The following is a 21,660-nucleotide window of genomic DNA, read 5'->3' as shown; positions in this document are numbered from 1 at the left end:
CGGCAGGCTTGGCGGCAACCGGGTTAACGCTCAAGCCGTGGCCAGTTCGGGCAGCAAGACCTGGTGATCGACGCTGAACTGGTAGTCCTGAAAGATGTGCTCGGCACTCACGGGCTGGTACGTGCCGTCCGGCAGGCGGTGCGTGGTGTCTTTCAGGCGGTTGGTTGTGCTGCCGCAAGTCCAGCAGTTGTAGTTGCGCATGTGGGTGCACAGACAGGTTTTGTCCATCACCGACAGGTTTTTGCCATCAGGGTGGATGACGATTTGCGCGTTGTAGGCGGTGATGTAGGCGCAGTTGCCATTGCCGTCCAGCAAGTAACCATAGGCTTCGCAATTGGGCCGGATGCCCGAGCCAATCGCCGGTGTGCTTTTCAGCATGCGCATCGGGTAGCCGGTGGGCGAAATCGTGTTGACGATGATGTCTTCTTCGCTGGCCTTGAAGTATTCCTGCTTGACCTTGGCGGGCAGCCCGCATTCATTGGCAATGGTGAAGCGCGTTGCCACCTGCACCGCTGCAGCGCCGCTTTCCAGAAAGCCCACGGCATCACTGCCGGTGAAAATGCCACCCGCTGCAATCAGGGGAATGTCGAGTTGCTCGGCTTTCAGAAAGGCGACGATTTCGGCCATGATGGTGGCCAGGTCGTATTTTTCCCAGTCCATGCCAAAGCCCAGATGGCCACCGGCCAGCGGGCCTTCAACAATCACATAGTCCGGCAGCCGTTGCAGCCGCGCTGTTTTACGCAGGAAGAGCTGCAAGGCGCGCACCGACGACACGATGATGCCCAGCTTGGCATCGCGAAACCGTGCGTGGTCGGCCATCAGGCCGAACGAGCCCAAATGCAGGCCCGCACTCAGGGTGATGCCGTCAATACCCGCATCCAGCGCGGAATTGAGCCGCACCTGCAAGGTGTCGCGCGGCGAGTTCATGGTCAGCTTTTCCATGACGTTGACGAACACCAGGCCATCGCCCTGCTTGGATTCCATGGTCTTGCCAACGTGCAGTTTGGTGGCTTCGGCCAGCTGGCCCAGATCAAACTGAATGCTGCTTTTGTCCGAGTTGTTGATGTTGCTCTTGTAGAACTTGGTTTTGCCCTTGACAAACTCAGTGTCAAACCGGCGGTCGGAGACGTCATGCACCAGGGCATCAGAGATGTGACCGATGCCGCCCAGGCGCGCCGCCTCAAGCGCCAGTTGAGCGGTGGAAATATCAACGCCCATTCCGCCAATCATGATCGGAACCAGTTCTTTTTTGCCGAATTTCAGGCGGAAATCATCAACTCTTTTCATCAGTGTCCTTCTAGGGGGTGTGTGCCGGCGAGTGGCTACGCCTCACTATTCTTGTCGGTCGAATGGTCTGTAACCATGGGCATGTTCTAACCCGTGAATGTTAATCCTTGATTGACGGTGGCCTGTGAAAGCCGGGATTAACACGCTGGATAAAACCGGGTTTAGATCAAGGATTACGCAATCAACCGGCGACCCACGCGCGCATGCCCCGTCAGGAGTTGCTGCAGAATGAGCCGGGGCATATTTTTTCAAAGACTGTGCAGGCAGCTGGCGCAGCAGCCTCATTCGTCGAGCGGCCTTTTTTTTCAGGCGTTTGTGGCCCCACGCCTTTGTTTTAGCCGGGGCTTTTTATTCACCTGCTGGTCAACGCCATGACCGGTTTTCTGGAGATTTTTATGGCGCAACACACCATTGCCGTCGTGGTTGGCAGTATTCGCAAGGATTCCTTCAACAAGAAACTGGCGACTGCTCTTGAAAAACTGTTTCCCGCCGAATTCGGTTTTACCTATGTGCGCATCGACGACCTGCCTTTGTATAACCAGGACGATGACGGCAACCCGTCGGCCCAGGTGACGCGCATCAAGGACGAAATTAGCGCCGCGACGGGCGTGTTGTTCGTCACGCCTGAATACAACCGCTCCATTCCTGGCGTGCTGAAAAACGCGATTGACCACGCATCGCGTCCGTATGGGCACAGTGCCTGGAACGGCAAACCGGCCGGCGTGATCGGCGTTTCTGGCGGGCCGATTGGCACGGCCATGGCTCAGCAGCACTTGCGCAATATACTGGCGTACCTGAACATGCCCACGCTGGGTCAGCCCGAGGCCTTCATTCACCAAAAGGACGGTCTGTATGACGCCGATGGGAATATCGGCGAGGCCAGTCTGAAGTTTTTGCAGGGCTGGGTGGATGCTTATGTCGCCTGGGTTAAAAAGCACGCTTGAAGTCGGGCAGCGCGGGCTTTTTCGACACGCCCACAAAAAAAGCCCGTGCAATACGGGCTTTTGCGCTTGCAGGTCAGTATTGACCTGCAGTGTTTGAAATCAGCGGATACGCTGGCGCGTATCAGGCTGCCAGTGCGGCTTGCGCCTGGTTGGCGGCGGTTTGGGTTTGCGCCAGGATGTCCACTCCGGCAGATGCCAGCGCAGCCGCTTTGCCGGCTTCGCTCATCGCCAGACCTTCTGCCCGGACAAATCGCACATCGGTCACGCCAAAAAAGCCAAAGATGGTTTTCAGGTAGCTTTCCTGGTGCTCCATCGCATTGCCGGCGTCGCTGGTGGAATACATGCCGCCCCGGGTTGACGCCACGATGATCGTTTTGCCGCCTGCCAGTCCCACTGGGCCTTTGTCGGTGTAGGTGAACGTTCGGCCGGCCTGGGTAATGCGGTCAATCCACGCCTTGAGCTGGGTTGGAATGGAAAAGTTGTACAGCGGCGCGCCAATCACCACCACATCTGCCGCCAAAAATTGTGTCACCAGGGCTTCAGAAATGGCGTTTTCGCGCTGCTCTGTCTCGCTCAGCGTGGCGGTACCAGCGGGCATGCGAAAGCCCAGGGATTCAGCCGACAGGTGGCTGGGTGTGTCCACGGCCAAGTCCAGATAGCTGACTTGCGTGGCTGGATGGGCCGCGCGCCACGAGGCGACGATTTGGGCAGTGAGTTGGCGTGAAACCGAATTGCCGCCAAGAATGCTGTTGACGCAGGTCGGTGAAATTTACCTGCGCCACTGCAGCGCAATGCGCGATGAAGCGCTGGCTGCCGCCGAAGCCGTCGCCCACATGCAGGTGCAGCCGCGCGGCATATTGCGCATCGCCTGTCCGGTCACGCTGGCGCAAAGCTCGCTGGGCTACCTGATTCCGCAGTATTTGGCTTTGTACCCGCAAGTCAAGCTCGACATGCGGGTGACCAACCGGGTGGTGGACTTGGTAGAGGAGGGCATTGATGTTGCGCTGCGCGTGCGTCCCACGCTGGACGACAGCGGTAGCTTGGTCATCAAGCAACTGGGGCCGACCTCTGCGTTTTTACTCGCCAGCCCGGAGCAGCTTTGGCGGCAGGGCGCACCCACTACGCCCGAGGAGTTGATTAAGCTTGACTCGGTGGCCATGTCCTCAATCGATGGGCGCAACGCCCTGCTGCTGCAGGGGCCGCAAGGGCAGGAGTTTGTTCTTCACCACCAGCCGCGCTACGTGGCGGATGACTTGCAGACGCTCAAGCTGGCCATGCTGGCCGGCACGGGTATCGGGTTTTTGCCGGCAAATCTCAGTCAGGCTGAGATTCAGGCGCAGTTGCTTGTGCATGTCTTGCCGGGCTGGACGATCAAGCCGGGCCTGGCACACGCTGTTTTTCCTTCGCGCCGTGGACAGGTTCCGGCGGTGCGCAGCTTTCTGGACTTTCTGGCTCACATGCAAGGCGATGAGGTGGCTGAAAGCAAGGACTGAAGAAGTATGGGGTTGCGCGTACGGCAGGCGCTTTTGATTTTTTCGGGATTCAGACGGTCAAACTTTAAACCCAGACGTAAAAAAGCCCGGCGGACCGGGCTTAATCAATTCAATGCCTTAAGGGCACTGTGCTATCAGGCTTCCGCAGGAATCCGCAGAACCTGGCCCGGATAAATCTTGTCCGGATCGCTCAGCATGGGCTTATTGGCTTCAAAAATCTGCGTGTATTTGCTCGGTGTGCCGTAGAAATGCTGGCTGATCTTGGACAGGTTGTCACCGCTGACCACGACGTACATTTTTGATTCGGCAGAACTGTTGGCAACCGTCATCATGTCCTTGACGGTCGATACGTTGGCCACGTTGCCGCAGCACAGCAGCACTTTTTCCTTGGTCGCTTGGTCAGGCGCGACGCCAGCGACAGTGACGGTGCCTGTCGGCGCGTCATAGCTTATTTCCAGCGCATCCACCTTCAGACCCATGCTGTTGACGTAGGTCTCAATGGCATCGCCTGCGGTTTTGCTCAGTGCGGCCACGTTTTCTGGTGTGGGTTTTGCAGCTGCGGCTTCCTGGGCGGCTTTCGCTTCGCCCCGGCCAAACAGCTTTTCACCGGCTTCCTTGATAAAACTGAACATGCCCATGAATTCTCCAATCAAAGTGTAGATGGCCCGGTACAAGACGCCGGGTTGCATTGACTTTAATGGTTTTGATGCCGCAACTCACGGCTTGACCCTAACAAAGGCTGTAGGACAATTCCGCTTTGACGCTGCGCGTCAGCCGGGGCGGGTGAGGTCCAAACCTTGCATGTCAGTTTTTACGGCCACCAGATCGATCAGGAGTGCAACGCCGGGGAGCATGCAGCGCGTCCCTTTGCCTTGCCGGTAAGTTGCTGTGAATGGCGGGGTATTGAAGGCAGCATCGCCAAACGAAGCCGCAGCGTGCCTGTAAACAGGCATAAAAAGCCCCTAAACTTAAAATTTCAAGTCAAATAGGCCTCTTGCGCATGCTGCATATGCGCAGTCAGCTATTGTTTTTGTAGTGAAGCAGCGAGCGCGGATTCGACGTGCAGGGCCAGGTCCAGCAATGCATCGTCGTGCAGCGCTGCGTGCCAGATCATCAGGCCCACCGGCAATTGCCCGGGCGTGTGACACGGGATGGAAATCGCGCAGCCGTCCAGCATGTTCACCACCGACGTGTTGCGCAACAGCAGCGCGTTGATGCGAAAAAACTCGTCGTTATCGGTCAGCACGCTGGCGATCGACGGAGCCACAATCGGAACCGTCGGGGAAAGCACCGCGTCAAAGCGGCGCAAACGCGCTTGCATCCGGGTAATCCAGTCCTGACGCGCTGCCAGTAAGTCGATGTAGTCGGCTGCGCTCATGCGGGCACCGCGCAAAATCCGCTGCGCCACACGCGGGTCGTATTGCGCTTCATGTTCCGCGATCAGCTTTCGGTGCCAGGCATAGCTTTCTGCGGCTGACAGACCGCCGGTGGCATTGATGCTGGCCAGTTCATCAATTTCATTCAGCGCGATTTCTTCGATCTGTGCCCCGGCCTGGCGCAGCACCTGCAGGCTTTGCTCGAATGCCGTGGCCACCGTGCTGCTCAGGCCGTCCTGCATTTGGGTACGTGCCACTGCCAGCCGGCACGCTGACAGGGGCTTGCCGGCAAGCAGCACGCGGCGATCAGACAGCACTTCATGGGCCGTGACAGCATCGCGAACCGAGCGGGTGAGGGCGCAAACCGTGTCCAGGCTGGTAGACAGCGGTACGGCACCGGTCGCAGGCACGCATCGCGCGGTGCTTTTGAAACCCACGATGCCGCACAGCCCAGCCGGAATCCGGATAGAGCCGCCCGTGTCAGAGCCGAGTCCCACGAAGGCCGCGCCGGTTGCCACCGATACAGCCGCACCCGACGAGGAGCCGCCCGGAATGCGCGCGGTTTCCGTGTCAGCCGGATTCACCGGGGTGCCGAAATGGGGGTTGATGCCGACGCCGGAAAAAGCAAACTCCACCATGTTGGTTCGGCCCATCAGCACAGCGCCTGCAGCGCGCAGCCGTGCCACGGCGATGCAATCGGACTGTGCGGCCGGTGCAGTGGCCAGTACGGTTGATCCAGCTGTTGTGACCTCGCCCGCCACGTCAAACAGGTCTTTGACCGATACCGGAATGCCGGCCAGCGCAAGGGCGCGACCCTTCGTCGCCGTGATGGCGGGTGACTCGCGCGCAATGTCTGTTTGCCCAGGCATAAACGCATGGCGGCAGGCGTCGCTCCGGGCGATGGCAAGCGACTGCTCAAGAATTTCTCCAACGCTGGTCTGGCCGCAATCAAGGGCTTGGCGCAGGGCGTGAAGATCGACGTAGGGCATAGGGGTTGGCTGATTCATGAGGATGGCAATGTTATACTCAGCAGGCTCTGCAGATGGCGATTCAGCCTTTTGCAGGGCAAATCGCAAATCAGCCACTCAAGGTGTCGCCCGGAAATCCTTCCGGCGATAAGCGCTGATTTAAGACACAACCTTTGGAGTTAATTATGTCCACGAACATGCGCGAAATGCTGGAAGCCGGCGTCCACTTTGGTCACCAAACCCGCTTCTGGGATCCAAAAATGGCCCCGTTCATTTTTGGCCATCGCAACCGTATTCACATCATCAACCTGGAAAAATCGCTGCCGATGTTCCAGGATGCGATGAAATTCGCCAAGCAGCTGACCGCAAACGGCGGCACCATCCTGATGGTCGGCACCAAGCGTACCGCCCGCGAAACCGTCGCCGCTGAAGCCCAGCGCGCAGGCATCCCTTATGTTGACCAGCGCTGGCTGGGCGGCATGCTCACCAACTTCAAGACGGTCAAGACATCCATCAAGCGCCTGAAAGAGATGAAGGCCCAGCAGGAAGCCGGCCTGGATTCGATCAGCAAGAAAGAACAGCTGACCTTCAAGCGCGAAATCGAAAAGCTGGAAAAAGACATTGGCGGCATCCAAGACATGACGGCATTGCCTGACGCCATTTTTGTGATTGACGTGGGTTTCCACAAAATCGCGGTTCTGGAAGCCAAGAAGCTTGGCATTCCCCTGATTGGCGTGGTTGATACAAACCACTCGCCCCTCGGCATTGACTACGTGATTCCAGGCAATGATGACTCTTCCAAGGCCGTCGAGTTATACGCTCGTGGTCTTGCCGATGCTGTCATTGAAGGCCGTGCTAGCGCCATGGATGATGTCGTCAAGGCTGTCGCTACTGAAGGTGCTGACGAATTTGTAGAAGTGCAAGACGCAGCTGCCTGATAGTTCTTGGCGTTGCGCCAAACGCGAAAAAGGGGCTCGCGTAGCCCCTTTTTCACAAGCTGATGATATGACGAGTGCTGTATTGACAGCCCCTGTCCCGGTTAAAACGAAAAACGGAGAATCAAAAATGGCAATAGCAATTACTGCAAGCATGGTCGCTGAACTGCGCGCCAAGACCGACGCCCCAATGATGGAGTGCAAAAAAGCACTGACCGAGGCCGAAGGCAATTTCGAAAAAGCTGAAGAACTATTGCGCGTCAAACTCGGTAGCAAGGCTGGCAAGGCTGCTTCCCGTGTTACGGCTGAAGGCGTTGTGACGCTGGCGCGTTCGGGCGACGATGTGGCGCTGGTAGAAATCAACTGCGAAACCGACTTCGTTACCAAAAATGACACGTTTCTGGCATTTGCCAATGCCGTCGCCGAAGGCGTCGTCAACAGCAATCCAGCCGATTTGGCTGCGCTGGCTGCCATGCCTTTGACCATGGAGGGCTTTGGCCCCACCGTTGAAGATGTGCGCAAGGGCCTGATCGGCAAGATTGGTGAAAACATGAGTGTTCGCCGCTTCACGCGTTTTGCGGATGGCAAGTCGGCTTCTTACCTGCACGGCACGCGTATCGGTGTGGTCGTGGAATTTGAAGGTGATGAGGCTGCTGCCAAGGATGTGGCCATGCATGTGGCGGCCATGAAACCGGTTGCGCTGTCGAGCGCCGATGTGCCTGCTGAGTTGGTCGCCCGCGAGCGTTCAGTGGCTGCAGCCAAGGCGGCTGAAGATGCTTCGGTGGCTCAGGCTGCCGGCAAAGCGGTTCAGTCCGCAGAAATCGTTGCCAAGCGTATCGAAGGCGGTGTTCAGAAGTACCTGAAAGAAGTCAGCCTGAATAACCAGACCTTCGTCAAAAATGACAAGCAGACCGTTGAACAGATGCTGAAAGAAAAGACGACTACCGTCAAATCCTTCACCCTGTATGTGGTTGGCGAAGGCATTGAGAAGAAAGTGGATGACTTCGCTGCCGAAGTGGCTGCCCAAGTTGCTGCTGCTAACGCTACTGCGAAAAGCGCTTAAGTTTTCTCCTTCAGCCTGAAGGCCGTTTTCCAATTCATCCGTTCAACCTCATCACGAAAGCGCCCCCATGCCAGCTTACAAGCGGATCTTGTTAAAACTGTCAGGTGAGGCCTTGATGGGGGATGATGCCTTTGGCATCAACCGCGCCACCATTGTTCGCATGGTGGAAGAAATCGCCGAGATCACCCGTATGGGTGTGCAAGTGGCGGTGGTGATTGGCGGCGGCAACATTTTTCGCGGGGTGGCCGGCGGATCGGTCGGCATGGACCGGGCGACGGCCGACTACATGGGCATGTTGGCGACGGTCATGAATGCCTTGGCGCTGGGTGACACCATGGACAAGGCCGGGCTGATCGCCCGGGTCATGTCCGCTATTGGCATTGAACGTGTTGTCGAACCTTATGTGCGGCCCAAGGCACTCCAGTATCTGGAAGAGGGCAAGGTTGTCATTTTTGCAGCCGGTACCGGCAATCCATTTTTCACCACTGACACTGCTGCTGCATTGCGGGGGGCTGAAATAGGTGCTGAAATTGTCCTCAAGGCGACCAAGGTGGATGGCGTGTACTCCGCAGATCCAAAAAAGGATCCTTTGGCGACCCGTTACACCACCATTACCTTTGACGAAGCCATAAGCAAGAATCTTGAGGTTATGGACGCTACCGCCTTTGCGTTGTGCCGTGACCAGAAGTTGCCCATCAAGGTCTTCAGTATTTTCAAGCACGGCGCGCTCAGTCGGGTTGTGCGGGGCGAGGACGAGGGAACCCTGGTTCACGTCTGATTCAGGCCTGGATGCCCGGATAGGTTCGTTGCAGTTTTTGCAATTTTTTGAAATTAGTCATCAGGAGATTCGACCATGAGCATTGTTGAGATCAAGCAGCAAGCAACGCAAAAAATGCAGCAGTCCCTGGATTCTTTCCAACACAGCCTGACCAAAATTCGCACAGGGCGCGCCAACCCCGGTCTGCTCGACACCGTGCAGGTTGACTATTACGGCTCAATGGTGCCGATTAGCCAGGTGGCCAACGTGGCGCTGCTCGATGCGCGAACCATCAGTGTTTCGCCGTGGGAAAAAGGCATGGGCGCCAAGATCGAAAAAGCGATTCGGGATTCTGATCTGGGATTGAACCCGGCATCGCAAGGTGATCTGATTCGCGTCCCGATGCCAGCCATGACCGAGGAGCGCCGCAAGGAACTCACCAAAGTCGTTCGTGCTGAAGGCGAACACGCCAAGGTGGCCATCCGTAATTTGCGCCGTGATGCCAACGACGGCGTCAAGAAACTGGTCAAGGAAAAACTGGCTTCCGAAGACGACGAGCGCCGCACGCAAGATGAAGTTCAGAAATTTACTGACCGTTTTATTACTGATGTAGACAAACTGGTAAGCGGCAAGGAACAAGACATCATGGCGGTTTAAGACCTGTGCATCCGCACTGCTCGGTGCATGTGTTGCGCCGAGTCCGTTCATTCTTTATCCTCTCTTGAACAACACCATGAACCAGGTTCCGCGCCATATAGCCATCGTCATGGATGGCAATGGCCGATGGGCCAAAAAGCGTTATTTGCCCCGCATTGCCGGTCACAAGCAGGGCGTTGATGCACTCAGCCGCTGCGTAAAATCTTGCCTGGAGCGCGGCATAGGCGTGCTGACCGTGTTTGCGTTTTCATCTGAAAACTGGAATCGGCCTTCTGACGAAGTCTCAGGGTTGATGGACTTGCTGGTGGTTGCACTGACCAGACAGTTGCCCAGCCTGAATGCCAACGGGGTTCAGCTTCACTTTATCGGCGATCGCCAGCGATTTTCCGACAAGGTCAATTCAGCCCTTGTCCAGTCGGAACTCAGCACAGCGGGCAATACGCGCCTGATTTTCAATATCTGTTTCAACTACGGCGGACGCTGGGATATTGCCCAGGCCGCCCAGAAACTGGCCAGCCGTGGGGAAGCCATTACCGAGCTTTCTCTTGACCGCGCGATGGCGCTGGCGCATGTGCCTGACCCGGATTTATTGATTCGTACCGGTGGGGAACTGCGGCTCAGCAACTTTCTGCTGTGGCAGGCTGCGTATTCAGAACTCTATTTTTCGGACAAACTCTGGCCAGAATTTGATGAGGCGGCATTAGACAATGCCATTGCCGCATTTCGTGCCCGCGAGCGCCGATTCGGGCAAACTCCGGAACAGGTCAGCGGACTTCATCGAAACTAATATAAAAAGGCAGTCTGATGCTTAAACAGCGTGTCATTACGGCCATCCTCCTGCTGGCAATTCTCTTGCCGGCCCTTTTTTATAAAACGCCCATTCCGTTTTGCGCTCTTGCTTTGCTGATGATTGCTGCCGGTGCGTGGGAATGGGGCCGTCTTAATTCGATCGGGTTTATCGGCTCACTCGGGCTTGCGGCCCTGTGTGTACTGGCTTGCGGCTTGTCCTGGTATGCCGGGTTTTTGGAAAAGCCGCTGCCCATGCTTTGGGCGGTCGCCGGTACGGCGTGGGTGCTGACAGGGGCGTGGCTGCTGCGCTCGGGTATTGCTGGCTGGTCGCGTATCCCCAAAGGTTTGCGCGTTGCGGGTGGCTTGGTTGCCCTGTGGGCGGCCTGGTTGGCCATTGCACAGGCACGCGTCATGGGAATTGAGTTCTTGCTTTCAGTGTTGCTGCTGGTCTGGGTAGCCGATATTTTTGCCTATTTTTCGGGCCGCACCTTTGGCGGGAAATTCAGCAAGGGCAAATTGGCACCGTCCATCAGTCCTGGCAAAAGTTGGGAAGGTGTTTGGGGCGGCATGGCCGGCGTTGTGGTGTTGGCAATCGTTTGGGTTTTGGTGGGCGGCGATACGCTGTACAGCCAGCTTGCCCAGCGTCATGGCATGGCGCTGATGCTGCTGGCTGTCATTTTCATGGCGGCCATGAGTGTGGTCGGCGATCTGGTCGAATCGCTGATCAAGCGCAGCGCCGGGGTCAAAGACTCCAGCGGTTTGTTGCCCGGCCACGGTGGTGTGCTTGACCGCGTGGATGCCTTGCTTCCTACCTTGCCGCTGGCGATGATGCTGGTCTCTTTTTAAGCTTTACAGCCTTACCGATACTTCATGATTCATCAAAAGCAGCGCATCACGATTCTGGGCTCCACTGGCTCCATCGGTGTCAGTACCCTGGATGTGATTGCCCGCCATCCCGACCGTTTTGAGGTCTTTTCGCTCAGTGCCGCGACCCAGGTCGATCTCATGCTGGCGCAATGTGCGCAATTCAAGCCGCAGTATGCGATCATGGTGAGCGAGCCTCACGCTAGGCTGCTGGCTGAAAAAATAAAGGCAAATGGGCTCTTGGTGCACGTCCTGTGTGCGCAGGATGCTCTGGAAATGATAGCGTCTCATGAGCTGGTAGATGTCGTGATGGCGGCCATTGTCGGTGCTGCCGGTCTTGCACCATGCATGGCTGCCGCCCGGTCGGGCAAGCGCCTGCTGCTGGCCAACAAGGAAGCCCTGGTGGTGGGCGGCGATGTGTTCATGCAAGCGGTTCGCAAGGGCGACGCGCAATTGTTGCCGATCGACAGCGAGCATTCGGCCATTTACCAATCCCTGCCCGAAGATCCGTCGAGTTGGCCGGCGCGGGTTGAAAAAATCATCCTGACTGCATCCGGCGGGCCGTTTCGTACCCGTGACCCTGCCAGCCTGCGGCATGTCACGCCCGACGAAGCCTGTGCCCATCCGAATTGGGTCATGGGGCGCAAGATTTCTGTCGACTCCGCCACGATGATGAACAAGGCGCTGGAAGTGATTGAGGCCAAATACCTGTTTGGCTTGGCCCCTGAGCGCATTGAAGTGGTGATTCATCCGCAGAGCATCATCCATTCGATGGTGCAGTATTACGACACTTCGGTGGTAGCACAAATGGGCACCGCTGATATGCGGGTGCCGATTGCTTATGGCTTGTCCTGGCCCGAGCGGATCACTTCTGGTGCCAAAACGCTGGACTTCAAAAACTTGGCTCACATGACGTTCGAGGTGCCTGATAACGTACGTTTTCCGGGCTTGCCTCTGGCTTGGGACGTGCTCAAGGCGCCGGTGGGCAGTGCTGCCGTTCTGAATGCCGCCAACGAAATCGCGGTAGCGGCATTTCTGGATAAGCGCATCCGTTTTGACCATATTCATCAGATCAATCATGAAACCCTGGCGGCTGTCTCAGTCGCTGAGGTACACGACATCGAAGGTTTGCTGGCGCTTGACGCCGAGGCACGCCGGGTAGCAGGTCAATTGGCTGAAGGTCTGGAGGCTTGAAATGCTGACTTTGGTTTCTTTTCTCGTCACGCTGGGCATTTTGATTGCCGTGCACGAGTACGGACATTACCGGGTCGCCGTGGCATGCGGCATCAAGGTGCTGAAGTTTTCAATCGGCTTTGGCAAACCCATCTACACCTGGCGGCTCAAGAATAAAGAGACTGAATTTGCCATTGGCATGCTGCCGCTGGGCGGCTACGTCAAGATGCTGGACGAGCGCGAAGCGCCGGTCGACGCGGCTGAGCGTCATCTGGCGTTCAACACCCAGCCGCTGAAGTCGCGTGCAGCGGTGGTCGCAGCCGGGCCTTTGGCCAATTTGCTGCTGGCAGTGCTGCTGTACTCAGTGGTGAACTGGAGTGGCTTGCAGGAGCCCAAAGCTGTGTTGGCCAGTCCGGTGGCCGGTTCTCTGGCTGAACGCGCCGGGCTGAGTGGCCGTGAAACCGTTCAGCAAGCGGCTTTCGACGGTGAAGCGCTGGAAACGGTGCGCTCGTTCGAGGATCTTCGCTGGCGAATGACGCAAGGCGCGCTCAACAGCCGTGATCTGCAACTGGTCGTGGGTGATGAATCTGGCCCATTGAGCCGAACAGTCGTGTTGCCGCTGAGCAAGCTTGACGCGGCCGATGCAGATGCCCAACTGTTCCGAAAAATCGGCATTCTCGGGCCGTGGACTCAGCCTGTCATTGGCGAGATCATGGTGGGCAGTGCGGCTCAAAGGTCTGGTCTGCAGTCGGGCGATGTGGTTCAGCGAATCGGCGAAAAGGCCATTGTCGATGGGCAGCAATTGCGTGAAGCCATCCGTACGTCCATTCCTGCTGCAGGCGCAAATAATTCAGCAGCAGTGACGCAAAACTGGCAAGTCCAGCGCGATGGACGATCGGTGGCACTCAGCGTAACACCGCAGCTCAGCCAGGAAGGTGGCGTTCCGGTAGCGCGCATCGGTGCGTATGTGGGTGCACCACCGGAGTTTGTGACGGTTCGTTATGGCCCGCTGGAGGGTTTATGGGGCGGCGCTGTTCGCACTTGGGAAGTGTCCGTGCTGACGCTCAAGATGATGGGCAAGATGGTGATTGGTCAGGCCTCTCTTAAAAATTTGAGCGGCCCGCTCACCATCGCCGACTATGCCGGAAAGTCCGCTTCGCTGGGCTGGACTTCCTACTTGGTGTTTTTGGCGCTGGTCAGCGTCAGTCTGGGCGTCTTGAACTTGCTGCCTCTGCCGGTTCTGGACGGTGGTCACCTGATGTATTATCTTTGGGAATGGATCACAGGTCATGGCGTGTCCGACGCCTGGATGGACCGTTTGCAGCGCGGTGGCGTTGCAATCCTGCTGGGCATGATGTGTATTGCCCTCTTCAATGATGTCGCCCGGCTTGTCGGCTAACTTCCTTCCAATTCATGCAAAAGCAAATCAATCAATTCAAAGTTCGTGCTGTCTGCGCCATCGCTGCCAGCCTGTTTTTCGCTAATGCCGCCTGGGCGGTAGATCCCTTCACCGTCAGGGACATCCGGGTCGAAGGTTTGCAGCGTGTTGAGCCCGGCACCATCTTTGCTTCGCTGCCGTTTCGCGTGGGCGAAACCTACAACGATGACAAGGGCTCCAGCGCCATTCGAGCCCTGTTCGGCCTGGGTCTGTTCAAGGATGTGCGGCTTGAAACCAGTGGTGACGTGCTGGTCGTGATTGTTGAAGAGCGTCCTACTGTCGCTGATGTGGACTTTGTCGGCACCAAGGAGTTTGACAAGGACATTCTGAAAAAGTCGTTGCGCGATGCAGGCATTGCTGATGGTCAGCCATTTGACAAGGCGCTGGCCGACAAGGCCGAGCAGGAACTCAAGCGCCAGTACATCAACAAGAGCATGTATGGCGTCGAGGTCATCACCACCGTTACACCGATTGAGCGCAACCGGGTCAATCTGACCTTCACCGTCGTCGAAGGCGATGTTGCAAAAATCAAGGAAATCCACATCACGGGCAACAAGGCTTTCAGTGAATCCACGTTATTGGGTCTGTTTGATCTGGACACCGGCGGCTGGCTGAGCTGGTATACCAAATCCAATCGTTACTCCCGCGCCAAGCTCAATGCGGATATAGAAACCCTGCGCTCTTATTACCTCTCACGCGGTTATCTGGAATTCAAGGTTGAGACCACCCAGGTAGCGATTACCCCTGACAAGCAGAGCATTGCGATTACCCTCAATGTGACCGAAGGCGAACGTTTCATCGTGTCGGGCGTGAAGCTCGAAGGCAATTATCTGGGCAAGGAAGAGGAATTCAAATCCCTGGTGACCATCAAACCCGGTGAGCCCTATAACGCCGATGCAGTAGCTGAAACGACCAAGGCATTTACCGACTATTTCGGCACTTTCGGCTTTGCATTTGCCAAGGTTCAAGCGGTGCCGCAAATTGACCGGGCCAACAACCGCGTGGTCTTCGTGGTGCAGGCAGAACCTTCACGCCGGGCCTACGTGCGGCGCATCAATGTGGCCGGCAACAACCGCACACGTGACGAAGTCGTACGCCGCGAGTTCCGCCAGTTCGAGTCTTCATGGTACGACAGCGACAAGATCCGTCTTTCCCGTGACCGGGTTGACCGTCTGGGTTTCTTCACCGAAGTGAATGTGGAAACCCAGGAAGTCAGCGGTACGCAGGATCAGGTCGATATCAACGTCAATGTGGCTGAAAAGCCCACCGGCAATCTGCAACTGGGCGCTGGTTACTCCAGTGCTGACAGCCTTTCCTTGACATTCGGCATCAAGCAGGAAAACGTTTTCGGCTCAGGCAACTACCTGGGCATTGAAGTCAATACCAGCAAGTCCAATCGCCAACTGGTGTTGAGCACGATTGACCCTTATTTCACAGCCGATGGCATCTCTCGCTCGATTGATGTCTATGACCGCACCTCCCAGCCTTTGTCAGGGCAGGGCGGCGACTACAAACTGAAAACGCGCGGCGCCAGTATCCGTTTCGGTGTTCCATTTACTGAAACTGACACGGTCTATTTTGGTACTGGGTATGAGTCGCTGACGATTGTTCCGGGAAACAACCTGCCCGTGAGCTACCAAGACTATATTAATAAATTCGGCGAAAAGAGCAATTCAATTCCATTGACTGTTGGCTGGTCCCGTGACAGCCGTGACAGCGCCCTGGTTCCCACATCAGGACGCTTTCAACGCGTCTATGGCGACTGGGGTATCGCCGGTGATATCCGCTTTGTACGTGCCAACTACCAGATTCAACAATACATTCCCCTCAACAAGCAATTCACAGTGGCCCTGAACGGTGAACTGGGCTGGGGCAAAGGACTGAACGGCCAGCCTTATCCCCTGTTCAAAAACTACTATTCAGGCGGTTTGGGATCAGTGCGTGGTTACCAGCAGGGCTCGCTCGGTCCCCGTGACTCTTCGGGTCTGTCAGTCGGCGCACCCAAGAAGTTGACGCTCAATGCCGAACTGATTGCACCGTTTCCAGGCGCCGGAAACGACCGCACCTTGCGCATGTACGGTTTTTTTGACGCCGGAAATGTATTTGAAAACAGCTACAAGCTGAGTGGTACGGACGGCTTGCGGGCCTCTACCGGCATTGGCATCAGCTGGATTTCCCCGGTTGGACCTCTTCGCATTGCCTATGCATTGCCTTTACGTAAACAAGACGGCGATAAAATCGAACGTCTGCAATTCCAAATTGGTACCTCTTTCTAATGAAAAACTTTTCCAGCAAAATTCTCCTTGGCCTTGTGATTGCAGCGGCAGGTGTCTCCGCCAGCGCCCAGGAGTTCAAGGTGGGTGTCGTCAACCTGGACCGCATTTTCCGCGAAGCCAATTCCGCCAAAGCAGCCCAGACCAAACTCGAGCAGGAGTTCAGCAAGCGTGAAAAAGAGCTGACTGACATGGCCACCCAGCTGAAATCGCAGTCAGACAAATTTGAGCGCGAAGCACCAACACTGGCAGAAAGCCAGCGCACCACGCGCCAGCGCCAGCTGGTTGACCAAGACCGCACCTTCCAGACCAAACGCCGTGAATTTCAGGAAGACCTGAGCGCCCGCAAGAATGAAGAGTTGCAGCAAGTCATCGAACGCGCCAACAAGGTGGTTAAATCCCTGGCCGAAACCGAGAAATACGACCTGATCCTGCAGGAATCGGTGTATGTCAACCCAAAGCATGACATCACCGACAAGGTCATCAAGTCATTGAACGCTTCGCGTTAAGCACGGGCGTTCCCCTAAAAATGGATGCAGAAATGGCAGGCGTCGCATGACGCTTCGTCTTGCCGAGATTGTTCAGTCACTGGCGGGTCAGGTTCAAGCTGAACTGGTGGGCAATCCGGAACTCCAGATCGAGCGGCTCTCCACGCTGGAGTCATCTGGCCCGAATGACCTGACCTTCCTGAGCAATCCAAAATATAGCAATCAGCTTGCCAAGTCTGCAGCCGGATGTGTGGTGGTAGCACCTTCATCACGCGCGGTCGCCATGCAGCGCGCCTCCTGCATCGTGGTGGATGACCCCTACCATTACTTTGCGCTCATCACGCAGCTATGGAAGCGCACGCATTTCCTGGCTCCTGCACCCCGTATTCATCCCAGTGCGCTGATTGACCCGCAAGCCATCCTCGCACCCAACGTATCCATCGGGGCGTTCGTCTGCATTGCTGCGGGCGCAGTGGTGGGCGAAGGCGCGCGCATTGCCGAGCATTGCGTCATTGGCGCGAATGCAGTCATTGGCGCAGGCAGCCGGCTCTCGGCGCGTGTGACGGTGGCAGACGGCTGCCGCATTGGCGAACGTTGCATCATCCATCCCGGTGCCGTCATTGGCGCCGACGGCTTCGGTTTTGCGCCGCACGATGGCCGGTGGGTCAAGATCGAGCAACTCGGTGCCGTGGTGATTGGCAACGATGTGGAAATCGGCGCCAACACCTGTATTGATCGCGGCGCTCTGCAAGACACGGTGCTCGAAGACGGCGTCAAGCTCGACAACCTGGTGCAGATCGGCCACAACGTGCGCGTTGGCCAACACAGCGCGATGGCGGGCTGCGCCGGTGTCGCCGGCAGCGCGACGATTGGTGCGCACTGCACCATCGGCGGCGGCGCGATCGTACTCGGCCATTTGCGGCTGGCAGACGGCGTTCATGTCTCGGCTGCCACGACCGTGACCCGGTCGCTGCTGAAGCCTGGCCACTACACCGGCCTGTTTCCCATCGACAACAATGCCGCCTGGGAAAAAAATGCCGCCACGCTCAAGCAACTCCATGCACTGCGTGATCGGCTCAAACAAACAGAAAAAACCCTGCTGCAACTGCAGGACAGCCTCAAAGAAGAAAAATCATGATGGACATTCACCAGATTCTGAAGTTATTGCCGCACCGCTATCCCATCCTGCTGGTCGATCGGGTGCTGGAGCTTGAAACCGGCAAAAGCATCAAGGCGTTGAAAAACGTCACCATCAACGAGCCTTTTTTCATGGGCCATTTTCCCAAGCATCCGGTCATGCCCGGCGTGCTGATGATTGAGGCGATGGCGCAGGCGGCGGCGCTGCTGTCGTTTTCCACGCTCGGCGTCACGCCTGACGACAAGACGGTGTATTACTTTGCCGGCATTGACGGCGCGCGCTTCAAGCGTCCGGTGACTGCTGGCGACCAGCTGATCATGGACGTGAGCCTGCTGCGCATGAAAGCCGGTATTTTCAAGTTCAAGGGCGTGACCCGTGTCGATGGAAACATTGCCTGTGAGGCCGAACTGATGTGCACCATGCGCACAGTCGCCTGAGGGCACGGTCATGACGCTGCCAGCCGCGCCTTCGGGCATCCATGCGACGGCCCTGGTTGACCCCCGGGCCCAGCTCGACAGTTCGGTGACCGTCGGGCCTTACACCGTGATCGGTCCCCATGTCCGCATAGACGCTGGCACGTCGGTCGGCGCGCACTGCGTGATCGAAGGCCACACGAGTATTGGCCGCGACAACCGGATTTTCCAGTTCAACGCCCTGGGTGGTATTCCGCAAGACAAGAAATACGCCGGTGAGCCGTGCGAGCTGGTGATTGGTGACCGCAACACGATTCGCGAGTTTTGCACTTTCAATATCGGCTCGCCCGGTGACTTGGGCGTGACGCGTATGGGCAACGACAACTGGATCATGGCTTACGTGCATGTGGCGCATGACTGCGTGGTCGGCAACCAGACGATTTTTGCCAACAACACCACGTTGGGCGGTCATGTGCATGTTGACGATTGGGTGATCCTGGGCGGCTTTACCGGCGTACACCAGTTCGTGCGGCTGGGCGCCCACAGTTTTACTGCCGTTTCTTCGGTGGTGCTGGCTGATTTGCCGCCCTTTGTCATGTGCCAGGGGCAACCGGCCAAGGCACGCTCGATGAACTTTGAAGGACTGCGTCGCAGGGGTTTTTCGGCCGACCGCATTTCATCCGTCAAGGCCATGCACAAGGCGCTGTACCGCGACGGGCTGACACTGGAACAGGCCAAGCTGCAGATCGCTGAATTGACTCAAAAACATCCAGAGTCCGCGCCAGACGTGCAGATGATGCTCTTGTTTTTAGAGCAAGCCTCGCCGCAGCGCGGAATCGTTCGCTAGGGCTGCCATGTCGGCCGCGCCACAATCCCTGCTGCCCCGGAGCGGGCAGGGCACTTCTGTCAGTTCCCAAGCACACTCGGCGCCGAACATTGTCATGGTCGCAGGTGAAACCTCGGGTGACCTGCTGGCGGGCTTGCTGCTTGATGGCCTCACGTCACGCTGGCCGGCGCTGAAATCTGGCGGCATCGGCGGCGCGCAAATGACCCGTCGAGGATTTGAGGCCTGGTGGCCGAGCGAAAAACTGGCTGTGCGCGGCTATGTCGAGGTGCTGCGCCACTACCGCGAAATCTCCGGCATTCGCGAGCAACTCAAAAAACGCTTGTTGACGGGCCCAGGGAAGCGTCCCGATGTCTTCATCGGCATCGATGCGCCTGATTTCAACCTCGGGCTGGAGGCGGCGCTGAAGGCTGAGGGCATCAAGACGGTGCAGTTCATCTGCCCCTCAATCTGGGCCTGGCGGGCCGACCGGGTAGAGAAAATCAGGCGCAGCGTGGATCATGTGCTGTGCATCTTTCCGTTTGAGCCGGCCCTGCTGGCGACGCACGGGATTGCCGCAACCTATGTCGGCCATCCGCTGGCGGCCGTGATTCCGATGCAGCCTGACCGACAGGCCGCCCGGCAGGCGCTGGGCTTGCGCGACGAAGTCACGGTCGTCGCCATTTTGCCCGGCAGCCGGAAATCGGAAATAGAGTACCTGGCTTTGCGATTCTTTCAGGCTGCAGCGCTTGTCAAGCTTGCGTATCCAGCTATTAAATTCATAGTACCGGCGATTCCGGCGCTGAAAACGCTGATCGAGCAACTGGCTGATCAGGCTGGCGTACGCGCTGATGTGCAGATCGTTGCCGGCCAGTCGCACACGGTGTTGGCGGCCTGCGATGTCACGCTGATTGCCAGCGGCACCGCGACGCTGGAAGCGGTGCTGTTCAAGCGCCCGATGGTGATTGCCTACAACATGAACTGGCTGTCGTGGCAGATCATGCAGCGCAAGCAACTGCAGCCCTGGGTCGGCTTGCCGAATATTTTGTGCCGTGATTTTGTTGTGCCTGAACTGTTGCAGGATCAGGCCTCGCCCGAGGCATTGGCGCAGGCGCTGTGTGAATGGATTGGTGCAAAATCGTCGGCCCCCGAGAAAATAAGGGCTGTCGAACAGCGATTCACCCAGCTGCATGCAGAACTGCAGCGAGACACTTCCCAATTGGCTACCGATGCAATCCAGAAAATCCTTGAAACCTGAGCAGACTGTTTTTTCGTGGCACTCGCCCGGCTTGATGGCCGGTGTCGACGAGGCCGGGCGCGGGCCGCTGGCCGGGCCGGTCGTGGCGGCGGCCGTCATCCTGGACCCGTTCAATCCCGTCGCAGGCCTGGCGGATTCAAAAAAGCTCACCGCGCTGCGGCGCGAAAAGCTGTATGACGAAATCCAGGCCAAGGCGCTGTGCTGCTCGATTGCCATGGCCAGCGTGGAAGAAATTGACCGCCTGAATATTCTGCAGGCGACCCTGCTGGCCATGAAACGTGCGGTGGAAGGCTTGCGGCTCAAGCCGTCAAAGGTGCTGGTCGATGGCAACCAGTTGCCCCGGCTCTTGATGCTGGCCGAGGCGATTGTCAAGGGCGATGCACTGGTGCCGGCCATTTCGGCGGCGTCGATTCTGGCCAAGGTCTACCGCGACCGCTGGTGCTGCGACTATCACCTGCAGTACCCGCAATACGGTTTTGCCGGTCACAAGGGCTACGGGACGGCCGAACACCTGGCCGCCTTGCGCCAGCACGGCGCCTGCCCGCAGCACCGGCGCTCGTTCGCGCCCGTGGCCGGAGTGTTGCGATGACCAGCGGCTTTTCGGTTCCCGTCACGCATGTTTCGTCGCGCGACAACCTGCTGGTCAAAGACCTGCACCGGCTGTCGCACGACAACACCGCTTACCGCAAGCAGGGCCGGGTCTGGCTGGAGGGCGACCATTTATGCCGCGCTGCGTTGGCGCGCGGCCTGAAACCTGTCCTGGCCGTATTTTCAGAGTCTTTTTGGCCTCTTGCGCATGCTGAGTGGGCGCAGGCAGCTATGAAAAACATAGTGATCGCTGATGCGCTGCTGCCCGAGATCAGTGGACTCGAATCGCCGGCGCGCATGGGCTTCGTGCTCGAACTGCCGGCCGTGCCTGAACTCCAGCCCGGCGCGGCATCGGTCATTCTGGACCGCGTGCAGGATGCCGGCAATGTGGGCTCCATCCTGCGCAGCGCGGCGGCTTTTGGCTTCAGCCAGATCATTGCGCTCAAGGGAACGGCCGCGCTGTGGTCGCCCAAAGTGCTGCGCGCCGGCATGGGCGCGCATTTCGCCCTGCGCCTGGTCGAAGGCGTTGACTCCGAGGCATTAGCGGCACTGACGGTGCCGATTGTGGTGACCAGTTCACACCACGGCAGCTTCGTCCATCAGCAGAAATTACCCATGCCCTGCGCCTGGGCGATGGGCCATGAAGGGCAGGGCGTCAGCGATAACCTCATGGACCGCGCCAGCCTGAAAGTGCGCATCGACCAGCCCGGCGGCGAAGAATCCCTGAACGTCGCCGCCGCCGCAGCCATCTGCCTGTACGCCAGTTCACTGTCGCTTGCCGCACGCTGATCTGACACAGCAAGCGCCTTCAAACGCACGAAGCCCTGAAAGCGCAGCAAAAACTGCATAACACCAAACGCGAGGCAAGGGCGCGAGGCCTCCAACCCAGCAGGGGCCGCGGAACCGGCTTCGCCGGGCCGCAGGCGCAGCGGCCC

The 21,660-nt window shown here is 57.7% G+C and carries 22 protein-coding genes; 18 read left to right on the top strand and 4 right to left on the bottom strand.

The window, feature by feature from the left end; genetic code table 11:
- Positions 1-30 precede the first annotated feature (30 nt).
- Positions 31-1,287, bottom strand: coding sequence for a nitronate monooxygenase (locus RCH06_RS05440; protein ID WP_327080423.1), 1,257 nt, complete (start codon positions 1,285-1,287; stop codon positions 31-33).
- 395 nt (positions 1,288-1,682) lie between these two features.
- On the opposite strand from RCH06_RS05440, the gene RCH06_RS05435 reads away from it, so the two are divergent.
- Positions 1,683-2,231 (top strand): NADPH-dependent FMN reductase, encoded by a 549-nt coding sequence (locus tag RCH06_RS05435; RefSeq protein ID WP_327080547.1) that lies wholly within the window; start codon positions 1,683-1,685, stop codon positions 2,229-2,231.
- 121 nt (positions 2,232-2,352) lie between these two features.
- Here RCH06_RS05435 and RCH06_RS05430 read toward each other — a convergent pair whose 3' ends face one another.
- Positions 2,353-3,000: an FMN-dependent NADH-azoreductase gene (locus RCH06_RS05430; RefSeq protein ID WP_327080546.1), complete on the bottom strand. Its 648-nt coding sequence runs from the start codon at positions 2,998-3,000 to the stop codon at positions 2,353-2,355.
- Between RCH06_RS05430 and RCH06_RS05425 the strand changes: the two genes are divergently transcribed.
- Positions 2,975-3,724 carry a LysR substrate-binding domain-containing protein gene (locus tag RCH06_RS05425; RefSeq protein ID WP_327080422.1) on the top strand — a complete coding sequence of 250 codons (750 nt, stop codon included), beginning with the start codon at positions 2,975-2,977 and terminating at the stop codon, positions 3,722-3,724. The genes RCH06_RS05430 and RCH06_RS05425 overlap by 26 nt on opposite strands.
- A gap of 134 nt (positions 3,725-3,858) precedes the next feature.
- Here RCH06_RS05425 and lysM read toward each other — a convergent pair whose 3' ends face one another.
- Both lysM and RCH06_RS05415 read right to left on the bottom strand, forming a co-directional pair.
- Positions 3,859-4,362, bottom strand: coding sequence for a peptidoglycan-binding protein LysM (gene lysM, locus RCH06_RS05420; RefSeq protein ID WP_327080545.1), 504 nt, complete (start codon positions 4,360-4,362; stop codon positions 3,859-3,861).
- Between the two features lie 383 nt (positions 4,363-4,745).
- The gene (locus tag RCH06_RS05415; RefSeq protein WP_327080421.1) at positions 4,746-6,107 is read right to left on the bottom strand and encodes an amidase; all 1,362 of its coding nucleotides are present in this window, start codon (positions 6,105-6,107) and stop codon (positions 4,746-4,748) included.
- Between the two features lie 146 nt (positions 6,108-6,253).
- On the opposite strand from RCH06_RS05415, the gene rpsB reads away from it, so the two are divergent.
- From rpsB to RCH06_RS05335, 16 genes are all read left to right on the top strand, one after another.
- On the top strand, positions 6,254-7,006 hold the full coding sequence (gene rpsB, locus RCH06_RS05410; protein ID WP_327080420.1) for a 30S ribosomal protein S2: 753 nt from the start codon (positions 6,254-6,256) through the stop codon (positions 7,004-7,006).
- A 127-nt stretch (positions 7,007-7,133) separates the two neighbouring features.
- Complete coding sequence (gene tsf / locus RCH06_RS05405) at positions 7,134-8,066, top strand: translation elongation factor Ts (protein ID WP_327080419.1); 933 nt, start codon at positions 7,134-7,136, stop codon at positions 8,064-8,066.
- A 67-nt stretch (positions 8,067-8,133) separates the two neighbouring features.
- Positions 8,134-8,844: a UMP kinase gene (gene pyrH / locus RCH06_RS05400; protein ID WP_327080418.1), complete on the top strand. Its 711-nt coding sequence runs from the start codon at positions 8,134-8,136 to the stop codon at positions 8,842-8,844.
- Positions 8,845-8,919: 75 nt separating this feature from the next.
- The gene (gene frr, locus RCH06_RS05395) at positions 8,920-9,480 is read left to right on the top strand and encodes a ribosome recycling factor (protein WP_327080417.1); all 561 of its coding nucleotides are present in this window, start codon (positions 8,920-8,922) and stop codon (positions 9,478-9,480) included.
- A gap of 76 nt (positions 9,481-9,556) precedes the next feature.
- Positions 9,557-10,267 carry a polyprenyl diphosphate synthase gene (uppS, locus tag RCH06_RS05390; protein ID WP_327080416.1) on the top strand — a complete coding sequence of 237 codons (711 nt, stop codon included), beginning with the start codon at positions 9,557-9,559 and terminating at the stop codon, positions 10,265-10,267.
- Positions 10,268-10,284: 17 nt separating this feature from the next.
- Positions 10,285-11,115 (top strand): phosphatidate cytidylyltransferase, encoded by an 831-nt coding sequence (locus RCH06_RS05385; protein ID WP_327080415.1) that lies wholly within the window; start codon positions 10,285-10,287, stop codon positions 11,113-11,115.
- 24 nt (positions 11,116-11,139) lie between these two features.
- Positions 11,140-12,327, top strand: coding sequence for a 1-deoxy-D-xylulose-5-phosphate reductoisomerase (gene ispC, locus RCH06_RS05380; protein WP_327080414.1), 1,188 nt, complete (start codon positions 11,140-11,142; stop codon positions 12,325-12,327).
- A 1-nt stretch (position 12,328) separates the two neighbouring features.
- Complete coding sequence (gene rseP, locus RCH06_RS05375; RefSeq protein ID WP_327080413.1) at positions 12,329-13,705, top strand: RIP metalloprotease RseP; 1,377 nt, start codon at positions 12,329-12,331, stop codon at positions 13,703-13,705.
- Positions 13,706-13,719: 14 nt separating this feature from the next.
- Positions 13,720-16,020 (top strand): outer membrane protein assembly factor BamA, encoded by a 2,301-nt coding sequence (bamA, locus tag RCH06_RS05370; protein WP_327080412.1) that lies wholly within the window; start codon positions 13,720-13,722, stop codon positions 16,018-16,020.
- The gene (locus RCH06_RS05365) at positions 16,020-16,526 is read left to right on the top strand and encodes an OmpH family outer membrane protein (RefSeq protein ID WP_327080411.1); all 507 of its coding nucleotides are present in this window, start codon (positions 16,020-16,022) and stop codon (positions 16,524-16,526) included. The genes bamA and RCH06_RS05365 overlap by 1 nt, the downstream gene beginning before the upstream one ends.
- Positions 16,527-16,572: 46 nt before the next feature.
- Positions 16,573-17,643: a UDP-3-O-(3-hydroxymyristoyl)glucosamine N-acyltransferase gene (gene lpxD, locus RCH06_RS05360; RefSeq protein ID WP_327080410.1), complete on the top strand. Its 1,071-nt coding sequence runs from the start codon at positions 16,573-16,575 to the stop codon at positions 17,641-17,643.
- The gene (fabZ, locus tag RCH06_RS05355; protein WP_327080409.1) at positions 17,640-18,080 is read left to right on the top strand and encodes a 3-hydroxyacyl-ACP dehydratase FabZ; all 441 of its coding nucleotides are present in this window, start codon (positions 17,640-17,642) and stop codon (positions 18,078-18,080) included. The genes lpxD and fabZ overlap by 4 nt, the downstream gene beginning before the upstream one ends.
- A 10-nt stretch (positions 18,081-18,090) precedes the next feature.
- A complete protein-coding gene (gene lpxA, locus RCH06_RS05350) occupies positions 18,091-18,903 on the top strand; it encodes an acyl-ACP--UDP-N-acetylglucosamine O-acyltransferase (RefSeq protein WP_327080408.1) in 813 nt (270 codons plus the stop codon).
- A 94-nt stretch (positions 18,904-18,997) separates the two neighbouring features.
- On the top strand, positions 18,998-20,137 hold the full coding sequence (gene lpxB / locus RCH06_RS05345; RefSeq protein WP_327080407.1) for a lipid-A-disaccharide synthase: 1,140 nt from the start codon (positions 18,998-19,000) through the stop codon (positions 20,135-20,137).
- A complete protein-coding gene (gene rnhB / locus RCH06_RS05340) occupies positions 20,109-20,726 on the top strand; it encodes a ribonuclease HII (protein ID WP_327080406.1) in 618 nt (205 codons plus the stop codon). Before lpxB ends, rnhB begins: the two co-directional genes overlap by 29 nt.
- Positions 20,723-21,514 (top strand): TrmH family RNA methyltransferase, encoded by a 792-nt coding sequence (locus RCH06_RS05335; RefSeq protein ID WP_327080405.1) that lies wholly within the window; start codon positions 20,723-20,725, stop codon positions 21,512-21,514. The genes rnhB and RCH06_RS05335 overlap by 4 nt, the downstream gene beginning before the upstream one ends.
- The last annotated feature ends 146 nt before the right edge of the window (positions 21,515-21,660 follow it).

The sequence above is a fragment of the Polaromonas sp. CG_9.5 genome (genome assembly GCF_035984465.1).
GTDB lineage: Bacteria > Pseudomonadota > Gammaproteobacteria > Burkholderiales > Burkholderiaceae_C > Polaromonas.
The sequence above is the reverse complement of the archived record's forward strand: the minus strand, read 5'-3'. Positions and strand labels throughout refer to the sequence as shown.

Coding starts and splice junctions, on each gene's coding strand:
- RCH06_RS05440 (WP_327080423.1), bottom strand. CDS start 1,287: ATGAAAAGAGTTGATGATTTCCGCCTGAAATTCGGCAAAAAAGAACTG.
- RCH06_RS05435 (WP_327080547.1), top strand. CDS start 1,683: ATGGCGCAACACACCATTGCCGTCGTGGTTGGCAGTATTCGCAAGGAT.
- RCH06_RS05425 (WP_327080422.1), top strand. CDS start 2,975: ATGCTGTTGACGCAGGTCGGTGAAATTTACCTGCGCCACTGCAGCGCA.
- lysM (WP_327080545.1), bottom strand. CDS start 4,362: ATGGGCATGTTCAGTTTTATCAAGGAAGCCGGTGAAAAGCTGTTTGGC.
- RCH06_RS05415 (WP_327080421.1), bottom strand. CDS start 6,107: ATGAATCAGCCAACCCCTATGCCCTACGTCGATCTTCACGCCCTGCGC.
- rpsB (WP_327080420.1), top strand. CDS start 6,254: ATGTCCACGAACATGCGCGAAATGCTGGAAGCCGGCGTCCACTTTGGT.
- tsf (WP_327080419.1), top strand. CDS start 7,134: ATGGCAATAGCAATTACTGCAAGCATGGTCGCTGAACTGCGCGCCAAG.
- pyrH (WP_327080418.1), top strand. CDS start 8,134: ATGCCAGCTTACAAGCGGATCTTGTTAAAACTGTCAGGTGAGGCCTTG.
- frr (WP_327080417.1), top strand. CDS start 8,920: ATGAGCATTGTTGAGATCAAGCAGCAAGCAACGCAAAAAATGCAGCAG.
- uppS (WP_327080416.1), top strand. CDS start 9,557: ATGAACCAGGTTCCGCGCCATATAGCCATCGTCATGGATGGCAATGGC.
- RCH06_RS05385 (WP_327080415.1), top strand. CDS start 10,285: ATGCTTAAACAGCGTGTCATTACGGCCATCCTCCTGCTGGCAATTCTC.
- ispC (WP_327080414.1), top strand. CDS start 11,140: ATGATTCATCAAAAGCAGCGCATCACGATTCTGGGCTCCACTGGCTCC.
- rseP (WP_327080413.1), top strand. CDS start 12,329: ATGCTGACTTTGGTTTCTTTTCTCGTCACGCTGGGCATTTTGATTGCC.
- bamA (WP_327080412.1), top strand. CDS start 13,720: ATGCAAAAGCAAATCAATCAATTCAAAGTTCGTGCTGTCTGCGCCATC.
- RCH06_RS05365 (WP_327080411.1), top strand. CDS start 16,020: ATGAAAAACTTTTCCAGCAAAATTCTCCTTGGCCTTGTGATTGCAGCG.
- lpxD (WP_327080410.1), top strand. CDS start 16,573: ATGACGCTTCGTCTTGCCGAGATTGTTCAGTCACTGGCGGGTCAGGTT.
- fabZ (WP_327080409.1), top strand. CDS start 17,640: ATGATGGACATTCACCAGATTCTGAAGTTATTGCCGCACCGCTATCCC.
- lpxA (WP_327080408.1), top strand. CDS start 18,091: ATGACGCTGCCAGCCGCGCCTTCGGGCATCCATGCGACGGCCCTGGTT.
- lpxB (WP_327080407.1), top strand. CDS start 18,998: ATGGTCGCAGGTGAAACCTCGGGTGACCTGCTGGCGGGCTTGCTGCTT.
- rnhB (WP_327080406.1), top strand. CDS start 20,109: ATGCAATCCAGAAAATCCTTGAAACCTGAGCAGACTGTTTTTTCGTGG.
- RCH06_RS05335 (WP_327080405.1), top strand. CDS start 20,723: ATGACCAGCGGCTTTTCGGTTCCCGTCACGCATGTTTCGTCGCGCGAC.